The organism is Paenibacillus sp. J5 (assembly GCF_054955055.1).
In genome coordinates this window covers 177487-191898 of sequence record NZ_JBUEDD010000006.1, presented here as the reverse complement: position 1 = coordinate 191898, position 14412 = coordinate 177487, and the positions used below count along the sequence as shown (strand labels likewise).

At 55.0% G+C, this 14412-nt stretch carries 9 protein-coding genes; 4 read left to right on the top strand and 5 right to left on the bottom strand.

All coding sequences use genetic code 11. The features are described 5' to 3' along the window. The first annotated feature begins 72 nt into the window (after positions 1-72). Entirely contained in the window at positions 73-1698 is a 1626-nt protein-coding gene (locus tag ACY1JZ_RS13235; RefSeq protein WP_462629555.1) for a helix-turn-helix domain-containing protein, read from the top strand. Positions 1699-2104: 406 nt separating this feature from the next. Here ACY1JZ_RS13235 and ACY1JZ_RS13230 read toward each other — a convergent pair whose 3' ends face one another. The 5 genes from ACY1JZ_RS13230 to isdC form a co-directional block, all read right to left on the bottom strand. Continuing rightward, a complete protein-coding gene (locus tag ACY1JZ_RS13230) occupies positions 2105-2875 on the bottom strand; it encodes an ABC transporter ATP-binding protein (RefSeq protein WP_462629554.1) in 771 nt (256 codons plus the stop codon). After that, the gene (locus ACY1JZ_RS13225) at positions 2865-3848 is read right to left on the bottom strand and encodes a FecCD family ABC transporter permease (protein WP_462629553.1); all 984 of its coding nucleotides are present in this window, start codon (positions 3846-3848) and stop codon (positions 2865-2867) included. The genes ACY1JZ_RS13230 and ACY1JZ_RS13225 overlap by 11 nt, the downstream gene beginning before the upstream one ends. Positions 3849-3894: 46 nt before the next feature. Next, entirely contained in the window at positions 3895-4863 is a 969-nt protein-coding gene (gene isdE, locus ACY1JZ_RS13220) for a heme ABC transporter substrate-binding protein IsdE (protein ID WP_462629552.1), read from the bottom strand. A 148-nt stretch (positions 4864-5011) separates the two neighbouring features. Then, a complete protein-coding gene (locus ACY1JZ_RS13215; protein WP_462629551.1) occupies positions 5012-9448 on the bottom strand; it encodes an NEAT domain-containing protein in 4437 nt (1478 codons plus the stop codon). A gap of 159 nt (positions 9449-9607) precedes the next feature. Beyond that, positions 9608-10753 carry a heme uptake protein IsdC gene (isdC, locus tag ACY1JZ_RS13210; RefSeq protein WP_462629550.1) on the bottom strand — a complete coding sequence of 382 codons (1146 nt, stop codon included), beginning with the start codon at positions 10751-10753 and terminating at the stop codon, positions 9608-9610. A gap of 548 nt (positions 10754-11301) precedes the next feature. On the opposite strand from isdC, the gene ACY1JZ_RS13205 reads away from it, so the two are divergent. The 3 genes from ACY1JZ_RS13205 to isdG are packed head-to-tail and all read left to right on the top strand — an operon-like array spanning position 11302 to position 14374. After that, positions 11302-12258: an ABC transporter substrate-binding protein gene (locus ACY1JZ_RS13205; protein WP_462629688.1), complete on the top strand. Its 957-nt coding sequence runs from the start codon at positions 11302-11304 to the stop codon at positions 12256-12258. Then, positions 12258-13253 (top strand): FecCD family ABC transporter permease, encoded by a 996-nt coding sequence (locus tag ACY1JZ_RS13200; protein WP_462629549.1) that lies wholly within the window; start codon positions 12258-12260, stop codon positions 13251-13253. The genes ACY1JZ_RS13205 and ACY1JZ_RS13200 overlap by 1 nt, the downstream gene beginning before the upstream one ends. After that, complete coding sequence (gene isdG, locus ACY1JZ_RS13195; protein WP_462629548.1) at positions 13253-14374, top strand: heme oxygenase; 1122 nt, start codon at positions 13253-13255, stop codon at positions 14372-14374. The genes ACY1JZ_RS13200 and isdG overlap by 1 nt, the downstream gene beginning before the upstream one ends. Positions 14375-14412 lie beyond the last annotated feature (38 nt).

Here is a 14412-nt window from a genome sequence, read left to right as displayed (position 1 = left end):
CTAAGCATTCAGACATGCGGGGGGGGAACATCGATGATAATGCCCCTATATATATGGGCCGGATCGCGCCAAATGAATATCAACGCGCACAGCGCTGCCGCGCTCGTTAGAAGCGATCGGCCGTCGCTACTGCTGCCTGCCGAAGGCGAAGGGGAGGCGCAAGGGCTGCGCTGTAGCTGGGTGCTGAAGCCCGGCAATTGCCTCCTCCTGCCTCGCGGCGAAGCTCTGCAGCTCCACTCTGTGTCGGGGCGTCCGCTCATGCTGCACCTGATCGAATTCGAGCCCATCGCTCTCCCCGAGCTGCTCTCGACAAGCGTGTCTCCGCCGAGCACGCAGCCCCCGAGCGTGTCGGAAGCGGGCGCATCGTCAGCGCGTGTGCCTACTCCAGGCGTCCCCCCGCTGTCGCTGGATCAGCCCGCCCTGCTGCAGCCGGCTCCCTACGCCCGGTGCCGTGAGCTTGCTGAGCGTCTCTCCTCCCCCATCGATGCGTCTGATGCCGTGCAATGCTACGGCCAACACGCTGCCTTTCAGGAGCTTATCTATCGGATGATGCAGGCGGCACGCTTGCCTACAGGCGGCAGAGCACAGCACGCCATGCAGGCTGTCGAACTAACCGTGCAGTCGATACATGAGACATTGCCGCTCGCTTTTACACTGGAACAACTGGCCGGCAAGGCTGGCCTGTCCGTCCGCCACTATTCACGCCTGTTCCGGCAGTTGACCGGGCAAAGTCCCATCGATTACATGATCGGACAGCGCATCAAGCAGGCCGCGCATCTGCTGGAGGAGCCGGGAATGTCCGTTCAGGCAGCAGCGGGCAAGGTGGGCTTCAGCGACTCCTTCCAGTTCAGTCGCAGCTTCAAGGCGCACACAGGCATCTCGCCTCGTCTGTATATGAAGATCAGGAAGCAGCGGACACGGGTGGTGTCGATGCAATTTTTAGGTGAAATATTGACCCTGGGCATCAAGCCGATCGGCGCTCCCAGTCAACTGCTGGATTGCGGTTATTTCCGAGGCCATGTCGAGAATATCGCGGAGATCGGCGAATCGGTAGTGACCCCTTATCTTCACAAGCTGGCAGAGCTGAAGCCGGATGTCATCATTACCTTCAACGGCCACCATTACGCAGAGTATGCACGTATTGCGCCAACACTCGATATTGCGTGGACGATGCCGTTCTTTGACCGCTTCGCCCTGATCGCGGATATGGCAGGCCGCACCCAAGCTGCAAGGGCGTGGAGCGAGCAATATCAGCGGAGACTGCATGAGACGCGAGAGCAGTTGCGCTCGCGCATCTCCGCCAGCCAGTCTGTATCGTTCTTCTGGCTGCGCGGCCTGCCATCAACCTTCCAGGTATACTACGACATGGGAGTGCTGTACCGCGACATGGGCTTGCGTGCCCCGGCGGCTGTAGAAGCTATGCAGCGCGAATCGGGGCATCCATTCAAGGCGGATATACCGCTGCATGAGATGCCGCTATATGCTGGCGACCACATGTTTGTTGTCGTCTCCCCGGATACAGAGTCTAAGGCGCAGTTCCGCGCCTTGACTGCCAGTCCGCTATGGCAGGGGTTAGATGCGGTGCGAAGGGGCTGCGTCTATCCATTAAACCTGGATTGGCTGCGGGAAGACCCCATCTCCATGATGGGCCAGCTCCAAGACCTGGCGCATATCGTAGCCGGGCGCCGTATGCCCTAGCCACAGTGCCTCGCGCGCTGCATGACGGCGGCGGCCGAACCACATGCCTGCTCCCGACTTTCCTGGACACGATATGGGCTTGCACGCCCCAACAACTGTAGCAGCCATACCGCAGCACAACCAGGAGCATCGGCAAGGGCTGTTCTGCAAGGCGGCAAGCAACCGCCTTCTGTTCAACTCGGATGCTGCGGCATTGCCTGTGTACAGCGGTTGACCTAATGCCGGAGCTGACCCCAATTTAACTAAAGCTAAAACCCCAAGAATGTTAGTACAGCATTCTTAGGGTTTTAGCTTTGTAATCACCCGGCTAAACTACTTACTTTTCGGATAGCCCCTTGGATTAATCTGATATTAATTTCATAATAATAATCAAATATCCATATTTTACCTAATGGGAATTAGATCGTTATATGCCTACGGGAACAATATACAGACCTAGCTCCTGATCCTGCTTCACCACGACATGAACGCCGTAGATCGACTTCATCGTCTCCTCGGTCACAACCTCCTGCGGCGTACCGCGTCCCATAATCTCGCCCTGCTTCATTACAATAATATGGTCGCTGTAGCGGATCGCCTGATTAATATCATGGAGCACCATGACGATGGTCAAGCCGTGGCTGATATTCAGGTCGCGGATCAGCTCCAGCAGCTCAATCTGGTAATACATGTCCAGATAGGTCGTCGGCTCATCGAGAAAAAGAATCGGCGTGCGCTGTGCCAGCGACATCGCGATCCATACACGCTGACGTTCTCCCCCCGATAGCTGGTCGATCGGCTTCGTCCGTTTGTCCAGCAGCTTGGTGCGCGACAGCGCCCATTCAACAGCTTGCTCATCCTCCTCCTTGTTCTGCGACAGGATACCGCGATGCGGCATTCTGCCATAGCTCACCAGCCTCTCGACCGTAATATCCGCGGGAGCGTCGTTATGCTGATGAACAACCGCCAGCTTCTTCGCCAACTCCTTCGGCTTATAGCTGCTGATCGCCTTGCCGTCGAGCACGATCTCACCGCTCTGCGGTACGATGTTTTTGGACATGACGCCCAGCAGCGTCGATTTGCCGCAGCCGTTCGGCCCGATGATCGTCGTGACCCTGCCTGGCTCGATCTGGCTGCTTACACCCTTCAAATGCTCGGTCTTGCGGTCATACGAGAACACGACCTGATTAATTTCCATCGATGCGTCCACTCCTTCTTAGCAAAAAGATAAGGAACGGCCCGCCGATAATCGTCATAATAATCGAGGCTGGAATTTCACTAGGAGCCAGCACCGTGCGCCCCAGTGTATCGGCCGTCAGGATAAGCAGCGCCCCCGCCAGCGCAGAGAACGGAATGAGCGCCTTATGGTCGGAGCCGACCAGGATACGCGAGATATGCGGCACCAGCAAGCCGACAAAGGCGATCAGTCCACCCACTGCTGTCGCGATCGAGGCCAGCAGGACAGCGACGACAGAGATAACCAGCCGGGCACGAGTCACATGAATGCCCAGATTATGAGCCGTCTTGTCCTGCAGGGACAGCACATTGCACCAAGAGAACAGGAATAGAGCTGCGACCAGACCGACTGTGCCGTACATCATCATGATGTCGACATCCTTCCATATCTTCATCGAGAAGATCGAGGTGGTCGCCTGATTGACACTGCCCGCCGCATAGCTGCCCCGATAATTGAAGGATTGCCCCATACCAGTGAACATCGCATTGATCGCGATCCCGACCAGGATGATGCGTACCGGACTAAGCCCGGATCTCCAGGATAAGGAATAGACCAGGAAAAATGCAAAGGCTCCCCCGATAAAGGCAAAGAGGGGCATCCAGAAGAACAGTGCCGGAAAAAAACTGACGAATAACAGCGAGGACAGACCCGCCCCGGACGAAATCCCGATGACACCGGCATCAGCCAGCGGGTTGCGCATGACCGCCTGGAGCAGTACACCGGATACCGCCAGACATGCCCCCGTGTATAGCGAGACAATAATTCGCGGGAAGCGCAAATCCTTAATGATATGAACCGTCTCGTTGTCGCCGTTCCACAATCCCTGGAACAGCTCGAGCACCCCTACCTGCAGACTCCCCTTGATGGCGGAGTAGCAACTGACGACCAGCAATAATAAGATTACGCTGGCAAAGCTCCATGCAATTTTGTTCATTCCAGACATCCTTTGCGAGTCTTCATTCGTTATTGCGAGTCTTCATTCATGATTGCGGATACATCATCCTCATCAGCTCATCCAGCGCCTTGTCCGCCGCAAGATTGCCGGTCGTGCCGAATAATGCCTCTTCCAGATCGTAGACGCGCCCGTTCTTCACTGCGTTGAAGTGCTTCCATATATCATTCTTCTTGAATTCCTCATTAAACATCACGACAACCTCCTCCGGCATGCCGTGCGCTGCCCGCAGGATGATGTCCGGGTTCGCCTGCTGCAAATATTCTGTATTGGAGGCCAGGTATTCGACGGCTTCGCCTTGCACGATATTTTTGCCTCCGGCCAGCCGCACCAGATCGCCAATGTAGGAATGCTCGGTTGCTACCAGATAGCTTCCTGGGACGCCCATTAGGATCAGCACCGTCGGCTGCTCCTTGCCTTCGATCCGCTGCTGGATGTCCGCCAGCTTGTCATCATATCGCTGGAGGAGTGCGGCGGCCTGCTTCCCGCGGTCATATCGCTTGCCGAGCTCCGCAATCGCCTGCTTCATCTGCTCCAGACTGGTCAGATCGAGAAATGTGGCTGTGATGCCCACCGAATCAAAGATCGGCTTCAGATCGTATTCAAGCGTCGTAACGGATAGCACCTCCGTCGGCTTGAGCGACTTGACGATCTCCATATCCGGCTTCATCGGGTTGCCCACCTTGGTCAGCCCGTCATAGCGCTGCGGCAGCACCTTGACACTGGTCGGGATGCCCACCAGCTCAATCTCCAGCGCATCCATCATCTCCGTAGCCGCAACGGTAGTCGCGATGACACGCTGCTCGGCCTTCGCCTCCTCACCGATCCCCTGGGACACTGGCTGTGTCTTCACTTCGCTTCCTTGCTTCTGCGCATCCCCGCTTGCACCGCCACTGCTTGCTTGTGATCCTGACCCGCTAGCTGAGCAGCCCGTCATCACAACCATAACCAGCAGTGCCAGCAGCATTGGCAGGCGCAGCTTCTGTCCTACTCTCATCGCTTTCTCCCTTCTCCTGCTTCATACGGGTTGGCCCCGCTCAATGAAAATCACAGAGGACGCCAGTTGCCTGACATCCTCGTGATGGTTGATCCGCTCGCCACAGCAACTCTTCGGAACCGCTATGACGTCTCGCGTGTCATGTGAATTAGATCGCCTTTAAGCTTGCTGCGTCGAACTTGAATTGGACAATGTACTCATTATCGTAGTCGAGCCCTGGAACCCCCGTAACAATTACATGCGTATAGGCATATAGCTTATCAGTCAAGCCAGTAACTTCAAATTGCACTACACGGGTATCCTTTACCTTGTCCTCGCTAATGGTCTTGACTTCAACGAATTTGGAGGCGTCATGGTTGACGTTGCCCGGATCGACCTTGAGCGATTTGATCCAGCTCGCATTTTTCAAGGTCAGCGTCACCGTATACTTATCCCCATCAACCTTGACCGAGGCTGGCTTCAGCGTATATTCATCCATAACCGATTGGTTCTCGGTCTTATCCTTCAATACAGTGTAGCTTAGACTGTACTCGCCGTTCGCGATGCCCTTGGCATTGACTGCTGCGGTTGGCTGTGCCGGATTCTGTGGCTGCGATGGCTCCTGCGCCTCCGTTGTCGGCTGCGATGCGTCGTTGCTCCGCACATTCGTCATCGCCAGAATAACAGCTACCGCTTCAGCTCTCGTCGCCTTCGCATTCGGGACGAACTTGGTTGGAGTCTTGCCGCTCATCAGTCCGGCTTGGACGGCGGTAGCAATCTGCGCCTGGGCCCATTGCGGCATTTGCCCCTTGTCTTCAAAGCTGAGCGCCGTTGCCGCTGCAAGCGGCAGCCCCGATGCGCGCACGATCATAGCCGCCATCTCCGAGCGGGTAATGAGGCTGTCCGGACGGAAGGTCTGATCCGCGTAGCCGCCGATAATGCCAGCTCCCACCGCTTGGGCTACATAGCCTTGAGCCCATGCAGGAATCTGTGCGGCATCCTTGAAGGCCAGCTCGCCAGCCTTGCCCTCCAGCTTCAGCGCTCTGGCGATCATGGCTGTAAATTCGCCGCGTGTCACCGAGCCATTCGGACGGAACGTGCCGTCATTGTACCCGGTTACGAAGCCTTCTGCCAATGCTTTCTCAATGGCCGACTTGGCCCAGTGACCCTCGATGTCCTTCAGCTTGGCACCTGCGGTGGAGGAGCTATTCGCCGCCTCTCCCTCCCCTGCAGTGTCCTTGCCGCCAGTGGAGGAAGCTCCTTGCTTACGCAGGCTGTTCTCGTTGAAGGTGAACGTCACATCATGATAGCTGTAGGTGTTGTCGCCCAGTGTGATCCGCAGGCGTCCATGTACTGCCTTCGACAGATCGTTCACCTGGAACTCCACATATTTATGTCCGTCTTTCTCAGCAATCTTGGCACGCTCCGTCTCCGTGCCACGCTCTACGCGAAGCTCGCTGATTTGTTCATTTTTCAGTACAGCAGAGAAATACGTTTTGCCGTAGGCATAGGTGACGGTACCTGGATGAACGAGTTGGCTATCGACATCCGACTTGGTCGACGTACCTTTCTTCAATACGGAATAATCTACATCATAGACACCTGACTTATATTCTGTGCTCGACACGCCGTTGCTGCCTGCGGATGCCGAATATGCAGAGATGCTGCCAAATTTCAAATGCACATCGTACTCATGGTCATACAGGCCGTTGTTGCCGTCAAAGTTCGGCCAGTACACCTTGACCCAGCCCTTCAGCGGCTTCGTCAGATCGCTAACCTCGAACTCCACCGTGCGTGTGTCCTTGTCTTTATCCGTCGCAACAGTGGATGGCGACACCAGCGAACCGTTGCGGTCAACCTTGAAGCCGGTAATATATTGGCTGTTCTTCAATGTAATCGATACATAATTGCGTCCATTGTCTACACGTAAGGTAGCAGGGTGCTCTACATAACCGTCCATGACTGAGGTCGAAGAGGTATTATACTTCAACACTTCGTACTGAATGTTATACTTCCCATCCTTCGTTTCTGTCCCAGTCCCCGGATTGCTTCCAGTCCCCGGACTTCCACTGCCCGGATTTCCACTGCCCGGATTCCCTGTACCGGGATTTCCAGTACCCGGATTCTCGCCTCCCGGCTGCTCCCCTTCGTCACCCAGCACCGGCTTGGCGCTATCGAAGCTGAACGGGATGACTTGAGCCTGTCCGCCTTGAGTCACGGTCAATCTGTAGCTGGCGGTCAGATCTGCCAATTCGTACTTGACGGGAGCCGCTGCCGCCAGCACGCTCACCAGCGCCTTGGCGCCGGAGCTTGTGCCCACTGGATCGATGACGATATAGCCGCCCTGTCCACCCGCACGCTCCAGCTTGTTGATCGTCACTCCATCCTTCATCGTGAAGGCCAATGTCTTGGTGCCGTCCTCCTGAACTGCCAGCTTGGGTGCTTCATTCAGCACGGCTGCGAGTGCGCCGTTAGCTGTCTCATCGCTGCCCTTCAGCTCCACGACATAGCTTCCCTTCTCCACCTTGGACAGGTCCGTCAGCTTGATGCTGTCCTTGTTGAATACGAAACGGATGTTATGGGTGGCCTTGTAGGCTCCGACCTGAATCTCGACTTTCCCCTTCAACACATTATCCAGGGATTTCACCTCGAACACTGCCTCACGGGTGCTATTCGTCGAATCTTCACTTACCGTATCGACATTTTTATAGTTGTCTCCTTCACTATTCACCTGAACAGCCTTGACCTGATCGCTGTTTTTGATGGTGAAGTGAACGTAGTATTTTCCATTCACAATGCTGAGGTGACGATTCAGGAAATAGTCGTCCATTTTGGATACGACATCTTTATTATCCTGCATGACAACGAAGTCGAATGTGTATTTTACTGGCTCCGCATGGATGACAGAGCCCTCAAAACTTGCGACTGCGGCCTTCAATGCCGCCACAGCCTGGTCTACTTGCAGTTGCAGCGCCTTGTCATTGCTATTCACCTTGCCAGCCGCCTCAATTGCAGCTTGCAGCGCAGCTTTCGCTCCAGCAGGGTATTGTCCGCTTTGAGCGCCTTCTGTCGCCTCATCATGCTTGGCCTGCGCCGCCTGAATCGCCGCTTGCAGCTCGCTCTTATCCGCAGTTGGCGCGCCCTTCAGCTCAAAGCCAAGAGCCACATCGTATTCATTGTCATACAACATATCCGGGGTGATCTGCCAATAGATTTTGACCCAGCCCGCGACTCGCACTGACAGATCTTGAATTTCAAACTGTATCGTGCGCGTATTGGCTGCCTCGTCTTTGGACACGGTCTGCGTCTCTGTCATTTCACCGTTCTGCTTGACCTTGAAGCTCGTAATCTCCTTGCTTTGCTTCAAAGTAAACGATACATACATTTTGTCATCCTTAACGGTCAATTTACCGCTCTCCGGAATGACATAATCATACATGACCGACTGAATATCGCTATGCTCCTTGTAGATCATAAAATTCAACGGATAAACCCCGGACTCTTCCGGTGCTTCAGGGGACTCCGTCACCACTGACGCTGCGAAGGCCGCCAGTGCCTTCTCCAGCGTCTCTGCCGCTTCGTCTACCTGGGCTTGCGTAGCAAACACATCCGAATTGACGGTCGATGCTGCAAGGCTCGCTTCCTCCAGCTTCGCCTTGGCCTCGGCCGGATATTGGCCCGGTTCCGACCCGACAACGGCCTCCTCTAACTGTTGTTTGACGGCAGCTAGAGACGCCTTCAACGCAGTTGCATTGGCCGCCTGAAAATTCAAACGAATGTCATGATCCATCTCATACGGCCCATTAGGAGTTACTGTCGAAATATGCACGCGAGCCGGAACCAGCTCCTCCACACTGTCAATTGTGAACTCGACAACACGGGCTTTTGCCTCAGCATCCGCAGAGACCGTCGTAGCCTCGGTCATATCTGCGCCCACTTTCAAGCTAGTTACGATTGAGCTGTTGTTAATAGTGAATTGCACCTTCGTCTGTGTGCTGCTCACGATCAGCTTGGCCGGCTTATCAAAATAATCGTTCATGCTGGACAGCTTGCTGTCGCTCTTGTGCAATGCCGAAAAATAGATTTCAGATTCCACAGGAAGCTCCGGCGTTTCTGTATGTACCGGCTGAATACTGCTCTCATCAAATTGAAGCTGCACGATGTACTTGCTGTCATAGCCTATAGAAGGAACAACAACGTGCATGGAAGCATTCAACTTGCTAGAGAGGTCTTTCACCTGGAACTGAACGAGGCGAGTGTCGTGTTCGGTATCCTTGCTGATCTCTGTTACCGCCACAAACCCATCAGGATTCTCTCTCCCCACTCCATTAGAATCGACGGACAGTGACTGAATCGAGCTGCTGCTTTTTAAGGTCAGCGATACGCTCTTCTCCTCGCCATCTACGATCAGCGTGGCTGGCTTTTCTACATACCTCTCCATTTGCGACGCCTCATCGACGCCGTCCTTCAACACCTTGAAGGCAATCGTGTACTCGCCGTCTTGAAGTGCAGAGCTATCTGCCTGTACAGCCGGGAATGGGATTGAGCCTAGCAGAACGAGAATCATTGCGAACATGGAAAAATATCGTTTGAATCCGGTTTTCAATTGAATACGCTCCTTTATCCTCTGTAATTACAAGTACAAGCCTAGAGCTTCTTACTGTTGTGTGATTATACGGTCATACGGCTGGCTGATCACTATTAGGACGCGCTGTGCGATGTCAGCTTCTATATGTCTTCTCGCCTCGTCCTTGCCAGATTCAGATCAACTCTTGGCGCCTCGTCTCATCCTGCGTGCCAGCAGCAGTGCCGACAACGCCAGCAGTACGACCAACACTATGATAGGAATGGTGCTTCCAGCAGAAGAATTGGCCGCCTGCACTGCAGGAGCTGCCACATCGCTAGAAGTCTGTGCATCGATCGACTCGCCCTTCTCCGTATCCGCGTTGCCCGACTCGGCCTGCTCAGCAACTGTCTGCGATGATGGCTGAACCGGGCTGCTGTCCTCGCTGCTTGGCACCGCTTCATCCGCCCTGCTATCATCCTGCTTCGCCCCGACTCCACCAAGCTTGCTGTTCTCTTCCTTCACCTCAGCTTCAGCCTGCTTCGTATCCTGCTGAGCAGAATCACCAGACTTGCTGCCCGATCCGGTTGATTCCCGGTCGGTTCCGGCGGTCGACGTCTCTGTAGCTGCTGGCTTCTCTGCGGCTTCTTGCTTATCTGTAACCGCCTGCTTACCCGCAACTGTCTGTTTGTCTGCAACCGCCTGCTTGTCTGCGACTGCTTGCTTATCTGTTGCCGCCTGCTTGTCTGTAACTGCTTGCTTGTCTGCGGCCACCTGTTGATCTGCAACTGCTGGCACTGAGCTATCCTTAGCCCCCGTCCCCGGCTTCGCAGTCTCCTCGGACTTCGCAGGCTTGCTGCTCTCTTGCGGCTTGACGCTGTCCGCTGCCTTCACAAGCTTCATCGTGTCCAGATCAAAGCGAAAACGGATCGTATAATCATGGTCATAATCGATCGATTCCACCGTGACATGAATCTTAGACAATAACGACTCTTCCAGGCTCGTCACTGTAAATTCAGTCACTCGGGTATCGCTCTTCTCGTCGGTGCTGATCACCTTGACATCATCGTAGCCGCTCCCGGTTTCCGTCTTGAAGTCTGTGACCCATTGGCTATGGTTAATCTTCATGCGCACGGTCAGCTTGCCCTGATCGACAATGACGGTCGCCGGCTTCTCCCAGTAATCATTGGCCATGGACGCCGAGTCGTTCTCCGCCTTTAGCACCGTATAATCAATCGTGTAGGTGCCACTCTCATAATCCGATGCTGCCACAGCAGCCGCAGGCTGCCCAAGCGCCAGCACCCATACTAGCAGCAGCACGGCCGGAATGCTCCACCATCTGGTCATTTCCTCCAATACACCGCCTTAAAAAGTAATGATTATCATTCTCATTAGAGTTGCAAAAAAAATATCCTCGCGGGATACAATAACCAACCTCTCTCCTTACGTCCCTCCCTGTCCGCAGCCTGCCCTCCCTTCAATCTGCATACACACCATGGACAGAATAGGCCATCCACTTGCGCAACATGCACTTGGCTGATTGCTTGAATGCTCTGCTACCCTATCATCAACTGGTCAGGCGCCAGTGGAAACTCATTGATCCGCTGGGGGATTCCCAGCACTATCCAAGTCCACTTACGGTTAAAATACTAGCTTAACGCTTCGTCCATTGTCAAGACTTTTATCTTGATCTCATTCAGACAGAGCTTCGCATTGGCTATGCATCATAAAAAGCAGACTTGCAGCAAAAATGAAAATGCGTGTTGACAACAATAATGATATTCATTATCATTTAGGTCAGGTGTCCATATGGAAATCGTTGTATATCATGTCTTACACTGAATTACTTTATCCCTACTCAGGAGGCTGCAGTGAGAACGAGATTAATTACCCTGATGTTGCTCTGTGCAGCTATATTTACTCTCTCTACAGGCTGTGCATCACATGAAGCGAGCACTACCGCATCGGCTGGCTCGGTCAACCCCTCGGCTGAATCAACGGCTATGGCCGTTCACATTACCGATTTTGCCGGACGCAGCCTTGCGTTCTCTGCTCCGCCTGTCCGTATTGCAGCGCTAAGCAATGGGGATCTGAACACGGTCTATGCCCTGGGCGGCACACTGGTCGGGAGACCAACCAGCTCACATGTCGCCGTACCCGAAGCGGAGTCCGTTCCTCAGATTGGTACGACCCACAGCATAGATTTGGAGAAGCTAGCCCTGCTTCAACCCGAGGTTGTGCTAGGCAACGAGCCGCTTAACAGCAAGGATATTGCGGCAGTAGAGAGCGTCGGCTCTCAGATGATGCTGACCTCGGCTAATTCCGTCGACGACATCAAGCGCCAGATTGAGCTGCTGGGGGCCTTGCTGGATAAGACAGCCAAGGCGCAGGAGCTGATTCAGGAGCTGGATGCCAGGATCGCTCAGCTACAGAGCGCCCAGCCTGCGGATCAGCTGCGCGCCCTTATCGTCTACGGCGCTCCGGGTACCTATATGGCGGCGCTGCCGAATTCGATTAGCGGCAATATCGCGGAGCTGGTCGGCTTCACCAATATCGCCGCAGGCTACCCGAGCCTGGAGAACTATCCCCAATACGCCCAGTTAAGCACGGAGCGCATCATTGAGGCCAACCCGCAATATGTGTTTATTATGGGTCATGGCAACCCGGAGGAGGTTACAGCAGGATTCCTGACCGAGATGGAGCGCAATCCGGCCTGGAACAGCATCGATGCGGTCGTCAACAACCGCGTGACCGTGCTCCCATCCGATCTGTTCGGAAGCAACCCGGGGGCGAGAGTGATGGAGGCGCTGGATACACTCCAGGCCATTCGGAGTGAGGCGGCAGCCCCGTGATGAATGCAGATCAGCGCAGCCGACGGAGAAAATGGGCATGGGCTATCATCCCCTGTGCCGTGTTGCTCGTATCCTTATATGGTCTGGGTTATGGCTCTGTATCGATCTCCCCGGCTGAAATCTGGAGCGTATGGATGGGCGGCGGTCAGCCGGCTCATGAGAAGATTGTTATGGATCTGCGCCTGCCCCGCGTGCTCATCGGCTTGCTGGTTGGGGGCTGCCTGGCGGCATCCGGCGCCCTGCTGCAGGGGGTGATGAAGAATCCGCTCGCTGATCCGGGTATTATCGGGGTCTCGGCGGGCGGTGGCCTCGCTGCGATCATAACGATGATCGTGCTGCCGCAGTTCGGGTATCTGCTACCCGCCGCTGCCTTCATAGGCGCTCTGTGCACGGCCATGATCATCTATGGATTAGCTTGGGATAACGGCGCCTCCCCCTTGAAGATCATTCTGGCGGGAGTTGCCATCAACGCGCTGCTGGGCGCGGCGACCAATGGCTTCATGGTGATCTACAGCGATCGGGTACAGGCCGTTCTGCCTTGGCTGTCCGGCGGACTGAACGGCAAGAGCTGGTACGAGTTCAGCTTTATGGCGCCGTATGCTCTCGTTGGCCTGCTGCTCACCTTTACCGTCATCAAGCCAGCCAATCTGCTGCAGCTTGGCGACGATTCTGCGCAACTGCTGGGACAGCGGGTAGAGCTTCAGCGTTTTCTGATCATATTGCTCGCGGCATTTCTGGCCGGCACTGCCGTCAGTGTCGCTGGCCTGATCGGATTTGTCGGGCTGGTTGTGCCGCACGCCATCCGCCTGATGATCGGCGAGGATTATCGCTATCTGCTGCCACTGTCCATCCTGTCTGGCGCAGCACTGGTCGTCTTCGCGGACACGGTCGCCCGCTCGTGGTTCGACCCGATTGAGCTGCCGGTAGGTATCCTGCTAGCTGCTCTGGGCGCACCATTCTTTCTATATCTGTTGAAGAAACGGAGGATGATGTGATGACAGCGATTATGACCCACCATGTCGAGCTTAACCGGGGCCACTTCAAGCTGGCGGATATATCAGTCTCCATTCCGCAAGGCAAGATGACTGCGATCGTCGGGCCTAACGGCTCCGGTAAATCAACGATGCTCAAGCTTATCACCCGGCTGCTCGTCCCGGACGGAGGCGAGGTGTGGATTGGACAGCGACAGGCCAAGGAGTACGCTGCCAAGGAGCTGGCCACCACCGTCTCGATGCTGCCTCAGTCCAGGGACTGGCTGCCGGAGCTGACGGTGCGGGAGCTGGTCGCTTATGGGCGTTCTCCGCATAAGGGCATGTTCCGCAGCCGACTCACACCCGAGGATACAGAGGTGATCGAGTGGGCGCTGGACATCACCGGAACCAGGCGTCACGAGGGGCGCATGCTCCAGACGCTGTCGGGCGGAGAGCAGCAGAAGGCCAGAATCGCGATGGCACTCGCACAGAAGACCGATATTTTGCTGCTGGATGAGCCGACCACTTATCTGGACATTGCCCATCAGTTGGATGTGATGGAGACGCTGCAGCGCATCAACCAGGAGTACGGGATAACGGTTCTGCTGGTGCTCCATGATCTACAGCAAGCCGCCCATTATTGTGATCATCTGATCGCGATGAAGCAAGGGCGCATCGTGACCTCCGGTCAACCGGAGTCGCTGCTCACTCGCGAGTTTTTCCAGCATGTCTATGAGATCGACGCCAAAATCAAGTTCGAGGACGGCTACCCCGTCATTGTTCCTTTAAAAACAAAACGATTAGGAGAGTGTGACCATATGGTTATCGTTACTAACACCAGCAAAATCAAGCCGGGCAATGCCCATCTGCTCATTGAGCGTTTTGACCGCGTAGGCAAGGTAGAAGAAATGGAGGGCTTCCTCGGTCTGGAGGTGATGCTGACACAGAATACGAAGGAGTTTGAAGAGGTCACTGTCAGCACACGCTGGGTATCCAAGGACGCCTTCCAAGCCTGGACGCGCAGCTCTGCCTTCAAGGAATCTCATGCTCATCGCAATATTCCAGACTACATCCTGGATAACAAAATTTCCTTCTACGATGTCAAAATCGTTCGGAACCCGCTTCCGGTAGCCGCTGGCGAATAAGAGTCCCACCCTCGCCTTCTCTCCCGGCAGACTAATCC